16 protein-coding genes are annotated in these 18704 nt (G+C 58.9%); 13 read left to right on the forward strand and 3 right to left on the reverse strand.

Annotated features, from left to right (window positions below; all coding sequences use genetic code 11):
* Positions 1 to 5: 5 nt before the first annotated feature.
* The 10 genes from accC (at position 6) to AAGD24_RS17505 (ending at position 11422) form a co-directional block, all read left to right on the forward strand.
* Positions 6 to 1352, forward strand: a complete 1347-nt coding sequence (gene accC / locus AAGD24_RS17460; RefSeq protein ID WP_036210545.1) for an acetyl-CoA carboxylase biotin carboxylase subunit — start codon at positions 6 to 8, stop codon at positions 1350 to 1352.
* A 38-nt stretch (positions 1353 to 1390) separates the two neighbouring features.
* Complete coding sequence (gene prmA / locus AAGD24_RS17465; protein WP_228210082.1) at positions 1391 to 2287, forward strand: 50S ribosomal protein L11 methyltransferase; 897 nt, start codon at positions 1391 to 1393, stop codon at positions 2285 to 2287.
* Positions 2288 to 2349: 62 nt separating this feature from the next.
* Positions 2350 to 3606 (forward strand): DUF3426 domain-containing protein, encoded by a 1257-nt coding sequence (locus tag AAGD24_RS17470; RefSeq protein ID WP_228210081.1) that lies wholly within the window; start codon positions 2350 to 2352, stop codon positions 3604 to 3606.
* 219 nt (positions 3607 to 3825) lie between these two features.
* Positions 3826 to 4821, forward strand: a complete 996-nt coding sequence (dusB, locus tag AAGD24_RS17475; protein ID WP_174447645.1) for a tRNA dihydrouridine synthase DusB — start codon at positions 3826 to 3828, stop codon at positions 4819 to 4821.
* The gene (gene fis, locus AAGD24_RS17480) at positions 4818 to 5135 is read left to right on the forward strand and encodes a DNA-binding transcriptional regulator Fis (protein WP_007154166.1); all 318 of its coding nucleotides are present in this window, start codon (positions 4818 to 4820) and stop codon (positions 5133 to 5135) included. The genes dusB and fis overlap by 4 nt, the downstream gene beginning before the upstream one ends.
* 85 nt (positions 5136 to 5220) lie before the next feature.
* The gene (gene purH / locus AAGD24_RS17485; RefSeq protein WP_036210557.1) at positions 5221 to 6801 is read left to right on the forward strand and encodes a bifunctional phosphoribosylaminoimidazolecarboxamide formyltransferase/IMP cyclohydrolase; all 1581 of its coding nucleotides are present in this window, start codon (positions 5221 to 5223) and stop codon (positions 6799 to 6801) included.
* 21 nt (positions 6802 to 6822) lie between these two features.
* Positions 6823 to 8109: a phosphoribosylamine--glycine ligase gene (purD, locus tag AAGD24_RS17490; protein ID WP_126811454.1), complete on the forward strand. Its 1287-nt coding sequence runs from the start codon at positions 6823 to 6825 to the stop codon at positions 8107 to 8109.
* A gap of 44 nt (positions 8110 to 8153) precedes the next feature.
* Complete coding sequence (locus AAGD24_RS17495; RefSeq protein WP_136634135.1) at positions 8154 to 9101, forward strand: alpha/beta fold hydrolase; 948 nt, start codon at positions 8154 to 8156, stop codon at positions 9099 to 9101.
* 105 nt (positions 9102 to 9206) lie between these two features.
* The gene (locus AAGD24_RS17500) at positions 9207 to 10781 is read left to right on the forward strand and encodes a cation:proton antiporter family protein (protein WP_036210567.1); all 1575 of its coding nucleotides are present in this window, start codon (positions 9207 to 9209) and stop codon (positions 10779 to 10781) included.
* The gene (locus tag AAGD24_RS17505) at positions 10781 to 11422 is read left to right on the forward strand and encodes a methyltransferase domain-containing protein (protein WP_126811450.1); all 642 of its coding nucleotides are present in this window, start codon (positions 10781 to 10783) and stop codon (positions 11420 to 11422) included. Before AAGD24_RS17500 ends, AAGD24_RS17505 begins: the two co-directional genes overlap by 1 nt.
* Here the strand turns inward: AAGD24_RS17505 and AAGD24_RS17510 are convergent, their stop codons facing one another.
* The 3 genes from AAGD24_RS17510 to AAGD24_RS17520 all read right to left on the reverse strand — a co-directional run bounded on the left by AAGD24_RS17510 (position 11423) and on the right by AAGD24_RS17520 (position 15484).
* On the reverse strand, positions 11423 to 12166 hold the full coding sequence (locus AAGD24_RS17510) for a putative 4-mercaptohistidine N1-methyltransferase (RefSeq protein WP_036210573.1): 744 nt from the start codon (positions 12164 to 12166) through the stop codon (positions 11423 to 11425).
* Between the two features lie 10 nt (positions 12167 to 12176).
* Entirely contained in the window at positions 12177 to 13553 is a 1377-nt protein-coding gene (senA, locus tag AAGD24_RS17515) for a selenoneine synthase SenA (RefSeq protein WP_126813121.1), read from the reverse strand.
* Between the two features lie 122 nt (positions 13554 to 13675).
* A complete protein-coding gene (locus tag AAGD24_RS17520; RefSeq protein WP_036210577.1) occupies positions 13676 to 15484 on the reverse strand; it encodes an SLC13 family permease in 1809 nt (602 codons plus the stop codon).
* A gap of 194 nt (positions 15485 to 15678) precedes the next feature.
* Here AAGD24_RS17520 and AAGD24_RS17525 point away from each other — a divergent pair, with 194 nt between their 5' ends.
* Genes AAGD24_RS17525 through AAGD24_RS17535 form a run of 3 tightly spaced genes read left to right on the forward strand, consistent with a single transcriptional unit; the run spans position 15679 to position 18582 of the window.
* Positions 15679 to 16998 (forward strand): YjgN family protein, encoded by a 1320-nt coding sequence (locus AAGD24_RS17525; RefSeq protein ID WP_228210079.1) that lies wholly within the window; start codon positions 15679 to 15681, stop codon positions 16996 to 16998.
* The gene (locus tag AAGD24_RS17530) at positions 16976 to 18046 is read left to right on the forward strand and encodes a M48 family metallopeptidase (RefSeq protein WP_228210078.1); all 1071 of its coding nucleotides are present in this window, start codon (positions 16976 to 16978) and stop codon (positions 18044 to 18046) included. The genes AAGD24_RS17525 and AAGD24_RS17530 overlap by 23 nt, the downstream gene beginning before the upstream one ends.
* Before the next feature lie 41 nt (positions 18047 to 18087).
* Positions 18088 to 18582 carry an acyl-CoA thioesterase gene (locus AAGD24_RS17535; RefSeq protein WP_036210582.1) on the forward strand — a complete coding sequence of 165 codons (495 nt, stop codon included), beginning with the start codon at positions 18088 to 18090 and terminating at the stop codon, positions 18580 to 18582.
* Positions 18583 to 18704: the final 122 nt, after the last annotated feature.

Here is an 18704-nt window from a genome sequence, read left to right on the forward strand (position 1 = left end):
CTCTCATGGCTATGTTAGAAAAAGTCCTGATCGCAAATCGCGGCGAAATTGCCCTGCGCATCCTGCGCGCCTGCAAGGAGCTGGGCATCAAAACCGTGGCTGTCCACTCCCAGATCGACCGCGACCTCATGCATGTTCGCCTGGCGGACGAGTCGGTCTGTATCGGCCCCAACAGTGCTGCGGACAGTTACCTGAACATCCCGACTATTATCAGTGCGGCTGAAGTGACAGATTCCGTCGGCATCCATCCCGGTTACGGCTTCCTCGCCGAAAACGCGGATTTCGCTGAACAGGTTGAGAAAAGCGGCTTCCGCTTTATCGGCCCCAGAGCCGATACCATTCGCCTGATGGGCAACAAAGTCTCCGCCATCAACTCAATGATTGCAGCGGGCGTCCCTACCGTGCCCGGCTCCGATGGCCCGTTGACGGACGACGACAATCGCACCCTGGAAGTTGCCCGTAGAATTGGCTATCCGGTCATTATCAAAGCCGCCTCTGGCGGTGGTGGCCGCGGCATGCAGGTGGTGCATTCCGAAGCGGCCCTGCTGAAGAGCGTGCAGGTCACACAGTCGGAAGCCAAGAACTCTTTCGGGGATGCTACGGTTTATCTCGAAAAATATCTGGAACGCCCCCGCCACGTCGAAGTGCAGGTACTGGCGGACACCCACGGCAACGTCATCCACCTTGGCGACCGTGACTGCTCCATGCAACGCAGGCACCAGAAAGTCATCGAAGAAGCCCCAGCGCCGAATATCGATCCGGAAGCGCGTGAGAAGACCCTGAAAGCCTGTGTCGACGCCTGCAAGGAGATTGGCTACGTGGGTGCAGGTACGTTCGAGTTCCTGTACCAGGACGGCGCCTTCTACTTTATCGAGATGAACACGCGGGTACAGGTGGAGCATCCGGTGTCAGAGATGGTGACCGGTGTCGATATCGTTCGCGAGCAGCTGCGCATTGCCAGTGGCCTGCCCCTGCAATACACCCAGGACGAGATCAAGATTTCCGGCCACGCGCTGGAATGCCGTATCAACGCCGAAGACCCGCAAACCTTTGTACCCAGCCCGGGCAAGGTCAAGCACTTCCATGCGCCTGGCGGTAACGGTGTACGGGTAGACTCTCACCTGTACAGCGGCTACACCGTACCTCCATTCTACGACTCCATGGTCGCCAAGCTGATCACCTGGGGAGACGATCGGGAAATTGCCCGCCGCCGCATGAAGAATGCGCTGGATGAACTGGTGGTCGAGGGCATCAAGACGAACCAGGCACTGCACAGAAAACTGGTACGCGATGGCGGCTTTAAACAGGTAGACTTCACCATCCATTATCTGGAAAAACTGATTCGGGACTGACCCGATCAGTCGATTCGTCTACCAAACAGGACACCCACATGCCCTGGATACAACTACAGATCCCAGCTGATCCGGATAACGCGGACCAGCTTGAGGATCTGCTCATGGAGATGGGCGCAGAAGCCGTCTCCATGGAAGATGCCGCAGACCAGCCCCTGTACGAGCCCGACCCGGGTACAACGCCGCTCTGGCACCAGACCAGTGTCACCGGCCTGTTCGGGTCCGATCGCGATATTGAAGAGCTCTGCGCCGCCGTTAAGGATGCCTGGCACCAGCAGACACAACAATCATTACCCGACATCGACGTTACCCTGGTGGAAGACAAGGACTGGGAACGCGAATGGATGGATGACTTCAAGCCACTGCGCTTCGGTGACCGGCTATGGATCGTGCCCAGCTGGCACGACGCTCCAGATCCCCACGCCGCCAACCTGCTGCTGGATCCCGGCCTGGCCTTTGGCACCGGAACCCACCCCACCACGGCTCTATGCCTGGAATGGCTTGATGGTCAGGACGTGACCTCACGGCAAGTGATCGACTATGGTTGCGGCTCCGGCATACTGGGTCTTGCAGCCCTATTACTGGGCACTGACCACGTTATCGGAGTCGACACAGACCCCCAGGCACTGGAAGCCAGCCGGGAAAATGCTCGCCGCAACAAGGTCGAAGAAGACCGGCTAGACCTGTTCCTGCCCGGGGATGAACCCGATACCATGGCGGACATCATGCTGGCCAACATACTGGCCCAGCCATTGATTGGCCTGGCACCCAGATTGGCAGCAAAGGTAAAACCAGGCGGTGATATTGTGTTATCCGGCATACTGTCCAACCAGGCCCGGGAGGTCATGGAGGCCTACGAGCCCTGGTTCATCATGGACGAGCCGGAACAACGCGAGGAGTGGATACGGCTCACAGGACGGCGCAACGACAGGTGACGAATTCTGCCGAACCAACTAAACTCCGTGACTCGTAGCGATGCCGCCTACAGGAAAGAAGCATGACCCAGAGCAGCCTGCAGACACGATGCCCAAAATGTGAAACCCGGTTCCGGGTCACCGACGCACAGCTGAGCGTAGCCAGCGGAAAAGTGCGTTGCGGCAACTGCATGGCGGTGTTCAATGCCGTCGAACACCGGATAAACGAGGGCGCTTCAGGCATATCCAGCCCAAAGAGCGGCCCGTCCGCACCGGAACAGCAGGATGCTCCGGCAGATCCAGGGTTCACCTCGGATGATGACCTGATTTTTGCGGACAACCCTGAGGAAGATGCTGCCGAGGGCCCATACGCTGGTACCCGGCTGACCTTCTCCGACGACGAGTTGAGCGACAGCTTTCGCACTGTCGACGAGCGCAGCGGTGGCACGTTCGAGACCGACAGCGACGACGTAACCCACGAAAAAATCGATGAAAGCTGGGCCGAGGCGATGTTGTCCGAAGAAGACGACACCAGGCGCAAGACCAAGCCTGCCCCTGTTGAACCCGAGCCGCCAGAAGAAGAACCTGCGAAATTCGAGCAACCGGAATCAGAACCACTCGAGAACGAGCCATTTGATGAACAGGTCTGGGGTGAGCCCGAAGCAACACCACGGGAACCCGAAGACCTGAGCCTGGAACCGGTGGACAACGCCGATGGCTTCTACGTCGATGAACCCCAATCGTCGTCCTTCGACTATGATGCCGGGCCGGTAACCGACAACGAACCTCTTATCGCCGGCTCCCCCTACAGCAACCTGCGCAGGGAGCCGGTCTCTGTGGCAGGCAATGGCAGGGGCCGCGTGAGAACGGTCCTATGGACCCTGATTATCCTGGCACTGATCGGCGTCCTGGTGGCGCAAGTCACCTGGTTCCAGTTCGACCGCCTGTCTTCCATACCGGAACTGCGCCCGTTCTATGAACAGGGCTGCGAAATCGCCGGGTGCGAACTGAAACCACTGATCAATGTGGATGCCATCCAGAGCCGCAAACTGGTGGTCCGAACCAATCCGGAAAACCGCAGCCAACTGGTGGTTGATGCCGTCATCATCAACCGGGCCGCTTTTGAACAGCCATTCCCCGCCATCGCCCTGACGTTCTCCAACCTGAATGGTGATGTGGTCGCCCAGAGTGTGTTCACACCGGACGAGTACCTGGCGGGAGACGGCCGTGATCTTGAGGCGATGCCGACCGATACCCCCGTCAGGATCGTCATCAACATCCGCGACCCTGGAAAGGACGCCGTGAACTACAATATCGCCTTCCGCGCCTATCAGGAGTAAGCAAGTCCTCACTCGACAGAAAGCGGGGGCGGCCACCGAATAGACTGAAAGTCAACCAGAGAGGACGAAAAATAATCAATTTTTTCATGGCTTCGCCCCTTCAATAGGATCTCTGCCAGCGGTATCATTACCGCCCTTCGGATCAGGATCGGTTACTTATTGAGCAGCCGATCACATCCGACGTTCGCTTAACCCGCTGTTACACGGATTCAGATCATGCTGCCAACGGCAAAAATCGGGCCGTACACCCTGCCCAATCCGTTGATTGTTGCACCTATGGCCGGTGTAACAGACCGGCCTTTTCGCCTGCTCTGCCGGCGAATGGGCGCTGGGCTGGCTGTATCCGAGATGGTCATTGCGGACAGCAAACTGTGGCATACGCGCAAGTCACAAACGCGCATGAACCATGAAGGTGAACCCGAGCCCCGCTCTGTGCAGATCGCCGGCGGCGACCCTGAGATGCTGGCCAACGCCGCCAGGCTGAATGCCGAGTTCGGTGCCCAGATCATCGACATCAACATGGGATGCCCGGCCAAGAAGGTGTGTAACAAGGCCGCCGGCTCAGCACTGATGAAAGATGAGGCGCTGGTACGGGATATCCTGGAAGCGGTCGTGGCTGCCGTGGACATCCCGGTGACACTGAAGATGCGCACAGGCTGGGACAGGGAACATCGGAATGCGCCACTGATCGCCCGCATGGCAGAAGACGCTGGCATCCAGGCCCTGGCCATTCATGGTCGTACCCGCGCCGATGCCTATAAAGGCGAGGCCGAGTACGACACGATCGCCGACGTAAAGTCCCGGGTGAGCATTCCAGTATTTGCCAACGGCGACATAAACTCGCCGGAACAGGCACAGCATGTACTGAAGTTCACCGGTGCTGACGGGCTGCTTATTGGCCGTGGAGCACAGGGACGACCCTGGATTTTCCGGGAAATCCTGCATTTCCTGGAAACCGGAAAACACCTTGCGGAGCCGCCTGTGGATGAGGTGGAACAGGTATTAAGCGAACACCTGGACGCCCTGCACCGCTTTTACGGCGAGACCATGGGCGTACGAATTGCCAGGAAACACGTGGGCTGGTACCTCCAGTCCCACGACGAAGACAAACAGTTCAGAAAACGCTTCAACGCCATTGACGACGCGATGGCGCAGAAAGACAGTATTCAACAGTACTTTGCAGGCTTACGAAATGGAGAGGTATTCGCAGCATGACCGCTGAGACTTTGGCTAAAGACAACCTGACCCCACCTGCCAACGATGATATTCATCAGTTGCAAACGGTGAACAGCAGCGGCAACACGGTTACCCTGCGCGACAGCGTGGAAGTTGCCCTTAAAAACTATTTTGCCCAACTCGATGGCGCCCCGGTGACCGAGGTCTACCAACTGGTGTTATCGGAAGTAGAGGCCCCGCTGCTCGAGCAGGTGATGAAGTACACCCGCAATAACCAGACCAAGGCATCGACCATGCTTGGCCTGAACCGCGGCACCCTGCGCAAGAAGCTCAAACAGTACGGTCTGCTATAATCCAGCTACCCGATTGAAACGAGGGCCTCCCGGACACCATTCGCGAGGCCTTCATTCGTTCATACCCAGCAGAAATAAGTGACTCATGGCAAATCAGGCTAATACCCCCGTCCGTCGTGCGCTGATCAGCGTGTCCGATAAAACCGGTATCGTTGAATTCGGCCGTGCACTGACCGATCGCGGCATCGAACTGCTTTCTACCGGTGGCACCTTTCGCCTCCTGCAGGAAAACCAGGTACCCGTCACCGAAGTCAGTGACTACACCGGCTTTCCGGAAATGATGGATGGCCGGGTCAAAACCCTGCACCCGAAAATCCACGGCGGTATCCTTGGTCGTCGCAGCGTCGACGACGCGGTGATGGCAGAGCACAGCATCAACCCCATCGACATGGTGATTGTAAACCTCTACCCATTTGAGAATGCCATCGCCAAACCGGACTGCGACCTTGCCACCGCCATTGAGAACATCGACATTGGCGGCCCTACCATGGTTCGCGCGGCTGCCAAGAACCACAACGACGTGGCCATTGTGGTGAACGCCTCTGATTACAGCCGTGTTCTGAAAGAGCTGGAAGCCAACGACGGCGAGCTGAGCTACACCACGCGCTTTGACCTGGCCGTGAAGGCCTTCGAGCACACCGCCGGCTATGACGGTGCTATCGCCAACTATCTCGGCGGCCGCACCGCCGACAACGACAACGCCGATTTCCCTCGCACCTTCAACACTCAGTTCCTGAAGGTTCAGGACATGCGCTACGGAGAAAATCCCCACCAGCGGGCTGCCTTCTACACCGAGCGCAACCCAAGGGAAGCCTGCATAGCCACCGCCAAACAGCTTCAGGGTAAGGAACTGTCCTACAACAACGTCGCCGACACCGACGCCGCGCTGGAATGCGTCAAGCCCTTTGCCGATCCCGCCTGCGTGATCGTCAAGCACGCCAACCCCTGCGGTGTGGCCATCGGTGCTGACATCCTACAGGCCTATGATCTGGCCTTCGCCACCGACCCCACCTCTGCGTTTGGCGGCATCATTGCCTTTAACCGCGAACTGGACGCGGAAACTGCCAAGGCCATCATCGACCGTCAGTTCGTGGAAGTGATCATTGCCCCGACCATTGCACGAGAAGCGGTGGAGCTGGTCGCCGCCAAGAAGAACGTACGCCTGCTTGCCTGTGGTGAGTTCGATGGCGAACGCGCCAAATCCATGGACTACAAACGCGTCACCGGTGGCCTGCTGGTTCAGGACCGCGATCTGGGCATGGTAGCGATGGAAGACGTCAAGGTGGTCAGCGAGCGTGAACCATCCGAACAGGAGCTGAACGACCTGCTTTTCGCCTGGGAAGTGGCCAAGTACGTCAAGTCCAACGCCATTGTCTACGCCAAGGCGGGCCGCACCATCGGCGTGGGCGCCGGCCAGATGAGCCGCGTTTACAGCGCCAAGATTGCCGGCATCAAAGCCGCCGATGAAGGCCTCGAGGTAAAAGGCTCGGTGATGGCGTCCGATGCGTTCTTCCCCTTCCGGGATGGTATCGACGCCGCCGCAGAAGCCGGCATTACCGCCGTGATCCAGCCGGGCGGCTCCATGCGTGACCAGGAAGTGATCGACGCAGCCAACCAGCACGGCATTGCCATGGTGTTTACCGGCATGCGCCATTTCCGGCACTAATCCGACACACAGGAACCGATCATGAATATTCTTGTTATAGGCTCCGGCGGACGCGAACACGCACTGGCCTGGAAAGCCGCCCAATCACCGGACGCGGATCGGGTATTCGTCGCGCCGGGTAACGCCGGCACCGCCCGCGAACCCGGCCTGGAAAACATCAACATTGACGTGATGGACCTCAAGGGCCTGGCGGACTTTGCCGCGGCCAACCATGTGGGCCTGACTATTGTCGGCCCCGAGGCGCCGCTGGTTGATGGCATTGTGGACCTGTTCGAAGAGCGCAGCCTGCGAGTATTCGGCCCCAGCGCCGGTGCCGCGCAGTTGGAAGGCTCCAAAGCCTTCACCAAGGATTTCCTGGATCGTCAGAACATCCCCACCGCTGCCTACGCCAATTTCACCGACGTGGACCAGGCACTGGATTATGTGCGCAAGCAGGGCGCGCCCATCGTCGTAAAAGCCGATGGCCTGGCTGCGGGCAAAGGCGTGATTGTTGCCATGACGCTGAAAGAAGCGGAAGACGCCATCCGCGATATGCTGGCCGGCAATGCCTTTGGTGATGCAGGCAACCGCGTGGTGGTTGAGGAATTTCTGGATGGCGAAGAAGCCAGTTTTATCGTGATGGTGGATGGCGAGCACGTACTGCCAATGGCCACCTCCCAGGACCACAAGCGGGTGGGCGACGGTGACACCGGCCCGAATACCGGTGGCATGGGCGCCTACTCCCCGGCTCCGGTGGTCACACCGGATGTCCACACGCGAATCATGGACGAGGTAATCTATCCCACCGTGCGCGGCATGGCCGCGGAAGGCCACCCCTACAAAGGTTTCCTGTACGCCGGCCTGATGATCGATGGCGAAGGTACCCCCAAGGTCATTGAATTCAACTGCCGCTTTGGCGATCCGGAAACCCAGCCCATCATGCTGCGGATGAAATCGGATCTGGTGGAACTCTGCGGGGCTGCCATTGACGGCAAGCTTGACCAGTGCCGTTCAGACTGGGACGAGCGCGCTTCCGTGGGCATCGTGCTGGCTGCGGGCGGCTATCCTGGCAGCTACAACAAGGGCGACGTCATATCCGGGCTGCCAGAATCGGAAACCGAGGGCGAGAAGGTCTTCCACGCCGGTACCCGTTTGAACGGGGAACAGGTGGCTACCAACGGTGGACGAGTGCTGTGCGCCACGGCCCTGGGCAATACCGTCACAGAGGCACAGAAGCGCGCCTACGAGGTAGCTGCGCGCATTTCATGGGACGGTGCCTTCTATCGCAAGGACATTGCCTATCGCGCGATTGCCAGGGAAAACACCTGATAGCGCAGGCCCGAATCTGCCCACTCTTCGCAAGGAACGCTCTGATGGCTCAACGATCTGTCCTGTCGACCCTCTCAATACTGATCATCACCTTGATGATCAGTGCCTGTTCCCGCCAGGCTCTGTATGACAACGCCATTGGCTGGGAACGCTCCAGTGCCGGGCTGGAGGAATCCAGTATCACCGTTGGTGAGATGACCATTGCCTACCTGAGCAATGCAGAGCCGGTGGACGGCGACACCATCGTGCTCGTCCATGGCTTTGGCGCCAACAAGGACAACTGGACCCGACTGGCGCGGCAGTTGACGGATGAGTTCAACGTCTATGCCATCGACCTGCCCGGCCATGGTGACAGCAGCAAGGAGCTGGACCTGGGATATCGATTCGAGGATCAGGTCAGGCACCTGTCGAGGATTCTTGATGCTCTGGGCGTCCAGAGAGCGCACATGATGGGCAACTCCATGGGGGGCGCCATCACCGCTCTCTATGCAGCGACCTACCCGGACCAGATCCGCACCGCCACCCTCTTTGATCCGGCGGGAATTTTTGAGTACGACAGCGAGTTGGTCAGCCTGGTCATGGGCGGTGACAATCCGCTGATCCCCTCCCAGGAGGGCGACTTTGAACGCCTGGTTGATTTTGCGCTGGAGAAGAAACCCTTCGTGCCCTGGCCCATTTACGACGTCATGGAAGAGAAGGCCATTGCCAACCGCGACGTCAACGAAGTGATTTTCGATGCCATCCGGGATACCGGTTACGAGGATGACTTCCGCAATGCCATCACCCGCATCCAGGCACCGGTTCTGGTGGTCTGGGGTATGGAAGACCGGGTGATCAATTATCGCAACGCTGATGTGTTCGTCGAGCGAATCCCAGATGCCCGTAAAGTGCTTCTGGAAGGCGTCGGCCACGCCCCCATGGTCGAGGTGCCAGAAGAATCCGCAGGCTTGTTCCGCGAGTTCGTCGCAACCGCCACCGGCCAGGGAAAGTGATCGCCAACGCGTGATAACTGGCACGACAAGTCAGTTTTGACTACACGGCCCGACGGAAACACGGTAGCCTTGCCAGAGCCTTGTTTCTAAACCGTGAAGTGACCCATGCCCGAAGCACTATGGATATCCTTTGCCTTTGTCCTCGGCCTGACGGTCAAAGCCATTGGCCTGCCGCCCCTGGTGGGATACCTGGCAGCAGGGTTTGTGCTGAGCGGTCTCTCCGCCGCCACTGACCTGGCCATTGAAGCTACCGATGTTCTTGAACACATCGCCCACCTGGGCGTCCTGTTGCTGCTGTTTACCGTTGGCCTGAAGCTGAAGCTACGTTCCATCATCAGCCCTGAAGTCATCGGCGGCAGCCTGCTTCACTTTGGCATCACCTGTGCGGTGTTTACCCCCGGCCTCTACCTGCTGATGGAACTCACGTGGCAGACTGCATTTCTGCTCGCCATCGCACTCTCCTTTTCCAGTACCGTGCTGGCCGCCAAGGTGCTGGAAACAAAGCGTGAACTGAGAGCCTTCCATGGGCGTGTCGCCATCGGAATCCTGATCATGCAGGATCTGATTGCCCTCGTGGTGATGAGTCTGGCCGCCGGCCAGACGCCCTCCCAGTGGGCGCTGATTATCTTTGGCCTGCCCCTGCTCAGACCACTGCTGTTCAAACTGCTGGATGCCAGTGGTCACGATGAGTTGCTGGTTCTGCTCGGGCTCCTACTGGCTCTGGTTCTTGGCGGGCTCGGTTTTGAAGCAGTGGGGCTGAGCTCGGAGCTTGGCGCCCTGGTGCTTGGCGCCATGCTGGCCAACCACCCACGTGCCCAGGAACTGGCCAAATCGCTATGGAGCGTAAAGGAAATGTTCCTGGTGGGCTTTTTCCTGCAGATTGGCATCGGCGGCCTGCCGGATGGTGAGGCATTGCTGTTTGCAGCCGTAGCGCTGCTGGTAGTGCCCCTGAAAGGGGTGCTGTTTTTCTTCCTGTTGCTGGCCTTCCGCCTGCGCTCTCGCAGCAGTTTCCTGAGCGCCCTGTCACTGACCAACTATAGTGAATTTGGCCTTATCGTGGCCAGTGTCGCCCTGCCGGAGTGGCTGGTCCCCCTGGCCATCACCGTGGCACTGTCCTTCGTGGTGTCTGCCCCCGTGAACCGGCTTTCCCACACGGTCTATGAGCGCTTCAGTGCCCGTCTGGCTCCCTTTGAGAGCCAGCGGCGCCACCCCGACGAACAACCGATCTCCCTGGGCAACACCAGATTACTGGTGATGGGTATGGGCCGTACCGGCTCAGCCGCCTATGACCAGCTTGCTCGTGAGGAGCCACTGATCAAGGCGCTTGACTCCGACCCGGCAAAGGTGGAAAAACACCAGAAGGAAGGACGAAATGTGGTCTTCGGAGATGCGGAGGACATCTCTTTCTGGCAAGGGCTGCACATGCCGGCGGTTGAAGCCGTCATCCTTGCCATGGGCGACATCGAAGGCAAACTGATCGCCGCCAGAAACCTTCGGAAAAAGGGCTTCACCGGCTATATTGTGGCGCATACCCTGTACGCCGACGAAGCAGAGCGAATTCGCGAAGCGGGTGCGGACGAGGCTTACCTGACCATGAGTGAAACCGGCGTCGCCCTGGCAAGCCAGGTGTTACATCGCGACGGCCAGGCACCATCACCAACGGAGAACGCAAAGGCCTGATGCACGAACTCAAGGCTCCGGATAACAGCATGATGACCCAGATGACCTCCCTCCACGAGGAGCGTCTGGATTTCGTATTGCGTACCCTGAAGTCGACTGGGGCAAGGCGCGTACTCGACCTGGGTTGCGGTTCCGGCTCCCTGCTCTACCGAATGCTGGCGGACGACCACTTCGAGAGCATAACCGGCCTGGAAGATTCCGGCGTGTCTCTTCAGCAGGCCCGTGCCGTGCTCGCTGAATACCTGTCCGAAGAAACTCCGAGGATCCGGCTGGTCCGCGGTTCCTACGCCGAGAGCAATCCTGCCCTGACCGGCTACGATGCGGCCGCCATGGTGGAAACCATTGAACATGTCCGGCCAGAGCAGCTGTCGAGGGTGGAACGCGCGGTGTTCGGGGAATACCGGCCAGGGTATCTGTTCATGACCACGCCAAATCGGGAGTACAACCCCCTGTTCGACCTGGCGCCGGGTGAATTCCGCGAGGAAGACCACAAATTCGAATGGGACAGGCCCAAGTTCCAGCGCTGGGCCCGTGGTGTGGCCGAGCGCAACGGCTATGACGTGCGATTTGGAGGCATTGGAGACTACGTACCCGACGTTGGGCACCCTACCCAGACAGCATTTTTTACCCGCCGGGACTGATCACCGGGTTCGACGCCAGGCACTGAGCTCCGCAATGGTGTGCTGAAATTTACGGCGGGTTTCCCGGATGACAAACGGCACATCCCTGGGCGGCTGTATCTCTTCAAAATGGTGCGAGAGTATCTCTTTCATACCCTGATAGACCGTATAGGGTTGGCCATTGCGTTCGTATCCGCCAATCCAGTTGGCAATCGGGGTGAATTCATCCATCAAGGTATAGGGCGAGCTGATCACCAGGGTGCCGCCCAGAGCCAGGCGTCTATGGATGCTTTCCAGGAAGGCGCCCGGATCCTGAAGACGGTCAATCAGGTTGCCCGCGAAGACCAGGTCATAATCCACATGTTCCGGCCCCAGGTTGCTGGCGTCGCCGGTGGCAAACGATACTTTTTCAGTCGCCCGGTCGAGCCCCAGGGCATTCAGGCTCACTGTTATGCGTTCGCCAAGCTCCCCTTCGTCGCGGCGGAAGTAATCGATCTCTCCGGTCTTCTGCAGGGTAGTCGCCGCATCGATAAACCGGCGGGAAAGGTCCACTCCCACCACATGGTCAAAGACCCGGCCAAGCTCAAAGGCGGTGCGGCCCACCGCGCACCCAAGATCAAGCGCTCGTCGTTTATCCCGGCCTGCCATCAACTCCTGGCAGATACCGGCGCAGCGGGCGGGATAATTTCCCACTCCGAAATGGCTTTCACCAAAATGGAACCCCAGGTACTGCCCGAGTAGTTCGTCGGTTTCATAGACATTCATATCAAGATCCTCAGCGTGTACCAGAAGCCGAATCCGACAGCGCACAGGTGCGAAACCCGGTGTACACGTCGTTGCGAAGGGGCAGATAGGCTTGCCTGTAAGTGCCCCGGATCAGGCATGAAGATGTCGCACACCCACCACCCCGGGTCACCTTGTGATCACCGAACTGCAAGGTAGACATAAAGGGGTACATATCGACCCTGAATCCGTCATAGGGAAGAAACTGACTGCTGGTCCATTCCCAGACACTGCCGATCATCTGGCGACAGCCGGAGCGGCTATCACCCGCCGGATAATCCCACACCGGCTGTTGCGCCATGTGGGTGGCGTCGAGATCCGCATGGTCGGGTGTTGGCCGTTCATTCCCCCAGGGAAAACGACGAAAATCCTCGCCAATCCGGTTACCCAGTGCCGCAGCCTCCCACTCCACTTCTGTTGGCAAGCGGCGGCCGGCCCACTGGCAATAGGCCTCGGCCTCCCAATAGCTGACGTGGACGACAGGCGCATCCAGATTCAGGGCCTGCCAGCGGTCAAACACACGCTCCTGCCATTCGCCCTCGTGCCAGCGCCAGTAAAGTGGATGCCTGGGCTCCCGCAACATTGGCTGGGAGCTGCCATGCACCAGGGCAGTATCGGTCTCGGTACTCAACCACTTGCGTCCTCCGAAAGACCAGAGTTCAGGTCGCCGGTAGCCATCATCCTCAACGAACGCCAGGAAATCGCGGTTGGAAACAAGGTGGCGGGAAATTGCAAACGGCTCCACCGTGGTTTCGAAACGCGGCTTTTCCCCATCAAAGGCAAAGTCGGTGGTGGCGTAGCAGTCAGACTCGCCCGGCATTCCAACCTGGTAGCGACCGCCGGGGATGAGTGCATCGCCGGGCAGAGGCTCCACACGTTCTGGCAAGGCGCCAACAATGCCGGGGGGAGCAGGCAGGGCAACCGTCTGCCGACACCACGTCATCGACTCAATGTGCATGTGCTGGTGATAAATGGCGTAGCGATAGAGGTACAGGGCCTCATCGGTCAGTGGTTGCTGTGCGATGCGCGACGCAACACGATCGTAGATGGTGTTGAAATACTGAAGGGTTTGCTCACGGCCGGGGAAGAGTTTGCGACTCCAACGGTCTCCATGATCAATGTGAAACGAATCCCACAGGTCATCCATGGACGGATCGTAGCTCGGGGTTCCATCCAGAAGGTTAAAAACGAACACTTCGTAGAAAAAGCTCGCGTGCCCCATTTCCCAAAGTGGCGGGTTCACGCCCGGGTGGTAGGGCACCTCAAGCTGCTCATCACTGAGGGAGTCAACCAGTTCAAAGGTCCGTTGGCGGGTCGCCTCCAACTCGGCCAGCAGTTCTGTTTTCTGCGCCTGTTCGCTCTGCGTCATGTCGGCTCCGTCGATTACCCGTTTCTCGCCTTCAGCATAACAGAGAGCTTGGTACAGGGAACGCTCTCGATGCTCGCGCTCATCACCCTTCATCACTCTTCATCACTCTTCATCACTCTTCGTCACCCCCAAACCAGCAGGATCATCGGTACGGCAACAGCGGTGACCAGGATCGACAGCGGCAAGCCCAAACGCCAGTAGTCGCCAAACTGATAGCCTCCGGGCTCCATCACCAGCGCATTCGACTGGTGACCGATGGGCGTCAGGAAGGCGCAGGAGGCGCCAACTGCAACCGCCATCAGCACCGCATCGGAAGCCATGCCAAGTTCAGCGGACAGGCTCAGTGCAATAGGCGCCACCAGAATGGCCGCCGCCGCGTTATTGACCACGTTCGATAACAGCATGGTTCCCACCAGAACCATGACCAGCACGGCCGATGGGGCCAGTCCGTCACCAATTGCCAGCATCTGGCCGGCGATCAACTCTGCGCCACCCGTGGTTTCCAGCGCCTGTCCCACCGGGATCATCGCCGCCAGCAGCACAATCACGGACCAGTCGATGGCCCGGTAGGCACCGGGGGCGTCAATCAGCTTGGTCAAAACCATGGCCACAGCGCCGGACACCAACGCCACCGGGGCTGACAGCCAACCGCTGACAATGGCAACGATACTGATGATAAAGATGCCGGATGCCAGCAGGGTCTTGCGGGAAGAGCCCAAGCGCAACCCACGTTCGGCCAGCGGCAGGCAACCGAGGTTGGACAGCGTACCGGTCAGGGTGTCTTCGAAGCCCTGCACCAGCAGAATATCACCGGCATTGAAGCGAATATCCCCCAGCCGGCGCTTCAGCCGATGCCCCTGCCGGGCAACGGCAACAATATTGAGGCCGTTGCGCTCGCGCAAATTGAGGCGATTGGCCGTCTGCCCCACCAGGGAAGATTCAGGGGTGATCACCGCTTCGGTCAGCTGCACCTCACCTTCATTCAGTTCCTTTTTACGGCTTTTCCGTGCCGTTTTGTCCTCTTCGGATTCGGAGTCATCCTGGCTACCGAGTTCCAGGCCGGTGTTGTCGAGGAACGCCTGCAGGCTCTCGGTGTCCGATTCCACCAGAAGCAGGTCATTCTCTTGCAGTACCTTGTAGGTTGATGGCGCAAGCTGGCGTTTGTCGTCGCGAATCAGCGCCAGCACCACCACGTCCCGGTCTTCCCCGCTTTCCGCCAGCAGGTTGTGGAGTGTCGCGCCGGCATGGGGAGAACCTTCGGGGATCTTCAGTTCGGTCAGGTAGTCGCCAACGCTGAAAAGCTTGTCGTCATCCCCACTTTCGTCGCCCCTTCTGGGCGTCAATCGCCACCCCACCAGGGCGATGAAAGCGACACCGGCAAAGGTGATCGCAGCGCCCACCGGCGCAAAATCGAACAGACCGAACGCTTCGCTGCCTTCCCGATAGCTGGCAATGATAATATTCGGAGGCGTCCCGATCAGGGTCATGGTGCCTCCAAGCAGCGAACCAAACGCCAGTGGCATCAGCAGCAATGAGGGCGAACGCCCTGCCTCCCTGGACATCCACACCGCTACCGGCATCAACAGCGCCAACGCACCCACGTTGTTGATAAAACCGGAACAGAGCGCAACGACCGCCGTCAGGGTAAGCACCTGTATGGTGGGGCGGTGCCCTACCTTCCCCAGGAACCGGGCTATGTTATCCACCACACCGCCATTCACCAGGCCCTGACTGATCACCAGAACCGCCGCAACGGTCACCACGGCAGGGTGACCAAAGCCGGCAAACAGTTCGTCAGTGGGCACCAGCCCGGCAATGGCAATCGCCAACAACGCCAGCATCGCCACCACATCGAACCGCAGCCGGTTCCAGATGAACAGAGCCAGCGTGGCCCCCAACACTGCGAAGACAATTCCCTGCTCTGTGGTCACGCCTACCCCTTAATTTTACATCCGACGGTTTATCGTCGGTTTAACATGGATTATTTGTGCCTGATATCGCGCATGCCGCATGAATTTCTGGTAACTTTCTTCCCGTAGCGGTCTTTTACGAGCGCAGCACCATCTTTCGATTACAACGGGTGACATGAACACCCCATCAGGGAACAACAGGTACAAGGGACGTCATGACCAAGGAACTCCACAACGAACTCTATCAGATAACGTTTGCCGGGCGGATTCTCGAAGGATTCGACGACGCAGAAGTCAGGGAAAATGTACAAGCCCTGTTTCGGATCTCCGACGAACGTACTGCAAGCCTTTTCAGCGGTGCCACCAAGACACTCAAGTCCGGTCTCAGTCGCGCGGACGCCCTGGTTTACCAGGAGCGACTGACAAAAGCTGGTGCCGAAGTGCAAATTGCGAAACAGCCCGCCGCTGCAGTAAACCCCAAATTGGAAACCGCCGGCGCCCAACCGCCAGCATCGTCAGACGACGAGCCAGCAACGGCCACCCCGACCGGTCCACAACGGGAGACACCGCTGGAGTTCACCGGCAACGGCCGCGAGTATTTCGGAATCTGGATCGTCAACATCCTGCTGACCATTGTCACCCTTGGCATTTATTCGGCCTGGGCCACAGTGCGTAACAATCAATACTTCTACGGCAACACCAAACTCGATGGCGCCAGTTTCCAGTACCTGGCCAGCCCGATCACTATCCTCAAAGGTCGATTGATTGCCCTGGCTGTCCTGGTTGTCTACGTGGTGCTTTCCGAGATGTATGTTGAAGCTGCCGTGGTCTTTGCCATCGCATTTATCCCCCTCGTACCCTGGATCATGGTGCGCTCGCTGCGGTTCAATGCCGTCAACAGTGCCTACCGCAACATCCGCTTCGACTTTCAGGGCCGCTATGGCCAGGCTTTCATGGTGGCGTTTGTGTGGCCATTGCTGAACATGCTGACCCTGTTGCTGCTTACCCCACTGGTGATGAAGAAAACCCACGAATTCATCGCTAACGGCAGCCGATACGGCACCACCGAGTTCGCGCTCAAAGCCGATACCGGATCCTACTACCGTTTCTTCGGAAAAGGCCTGCTGATCGCCATTGCCTTCGGTGTTGCGGCGTTCCTCGCCATGCGCTATGTCGGCTTTACCGTCGGGTCGATCATTGCCGGTGCTGGCTACCTGACACTGTTCGGCTATTTCATGGCGGGCATTTCAAACCTCTTCCTCAATGCCGTCCACCTCGACCGTCACGGCTTTGAATCCCGCCTGCAACCGCTGAAAATGGTGTGGATTTACCTGTCCAACAGTTTCTTCGTAGTCCTCACCCTTGGCCTTTTCACCCCCTGGGCCAAGGTGCGCATGGCAAGGTATCGGGCTTCCTGCACGGCCATGATGGTCAGCGGTGACCTGAACCACTTCGTTGCGGCCGAACAGAACCGCACCAGCGCGTTGGGACAGGAACTGGGAGATGCCTTCGATGTCGACTTCGCCGCCATCTGAAGTCACGATCGAAGGTCAGTTCTATTCAGGTAATGACTCCAGCCGGCGGGGCGCAGTATTGCGCTCCGCCGCTGGCGTGATCATCGTTGATGCGGGAGACACCCGACTGCGCCTCGCGCACGACGATGTGACCATATCGCCACGGATTGGCAACACCCCCCGCTACCTCCACCTGCCTGACGATGGGGTCTTTGAAACCGAAGACAACGCCGCGGTGGATCAGCTTAGCCGGCAATCCCGGCGGGGGCGTGGCAATCGGCTGCTGCACGCGCTGGAGAATCACCTGGGGCTGATTCTGGTTGCGGTCGTCGTCACGATTGCGACCACCGGCGCTGCGTTTGTCTGGGGCGTGCCCTGGGCGGCCCAGGCCGTGGCCAATGCGCTCCCGGACAGCATAGCGGAGCAGGTTGGCGACTCCACACTCACGACGCTGGACAGCACCTGGCTTGAACCTTCTGAGCTGTCGGAGGAACGCCAACAGGCGTTGCAGGCCCACTTCGAGCCTTTCCTGACGCCAGTGGCGGGCAAAGACCTGAGAGTGATTTTCCGCTCGTCTCCCGCCATCGGCGCCAACGCCATGGCATTGCCGGACGGCACGATGATCTTCACGGACGATCTGGTGAACCTCGCCGAAGGTGATAACGAACTGACCGCTATCCTCGCCCATGAAATCGGCCATGTCGCCCATAACCATGGCATGAAAGGCATGGTGCAATCGTCACTGACTTTCTGGCTGATCGTGATGATGACCGGTGACCTGTCTGCGTTTTCCGACGCAACCGTAGTGGTTCCGGCGGTCATGATGAGCCTGTCCTACTCCCGTGACATGGAACGGGAGGCCGACGCCTATGCCCTGAAAGCAATGACGGACCACGACCTGGACCCGACCCACTTCGTTACCATCATGGAGCGCCTGATGGCTGCTCATGGCGAGGACCGTTCCTCAGAGGCCGAGGAAGGCACTAGCCGGTGGGACAGCCTTCGCGACATGCTGTCGAGCCACCCGGAAACGGGCGAGCGCATCGAACGCTTTAAACAGACGCCCTGATCGGTATAGTAGCGATACGTTCATCACAGGGAGCACACACGATGCCATCCAGACCCACCAGGCCGGTTGCGGCCTCTGCCATCGACAAACATGTCTACAAGGTTTTTCCCAATGACATGAACGCACATCAGACGGTGTTCGGGGGCATGATTATGGCCAAGTGCGACCGTCTGGCCCTGGTGGTGGCGGAACGACACTCCGGCCATGTCTGCGTCACGGCAGCGGTGGACTCCATTCACTTCCGCGCGCCCGCCAAGGGCAACGATACCCTGCTGTTCAGCCTTGCCCTGAACCGCAGCTGGGGGTCATCCATGGAAATCGGAGCTCGGGTGGAAGCGGAAAACAGCTACACCGGAGAATCCCGACATATCCTTTCCGCATTTTTCACTTTCGTTGCGCTGGACGAGAACGACAATCCCGTGGACGTGCCTGCGGTAGAGCCGGAAACCGACGACGAGAAACGCCGCTTCAACAACGCCGAAATCCGTCGGGAAGGTCGCCTGGAAACCCGCAAGAAGCTGAGTGAACGCCACTAAGGAATTCCACTCCCTATCCCCATGGCCCTTACCCCCTTAAACGACAAAAGCCCTGCCGGAATCCCGGCAGGGCTTTTTTTGTGGCAGGTCCCGGGCAAGCCCGGGAACAACAACCGAACCGT

Origin of the sequence: Marinobacter sp. M5B (assembly GCF_042604615.1) — a bacterium.
Lineage (GTDB): Bacteria > Pseudomonadota > Gammaproteobacteria > Pseudomonadales > Oleiphilaceae > Marinobacter > Marinobacter salarius.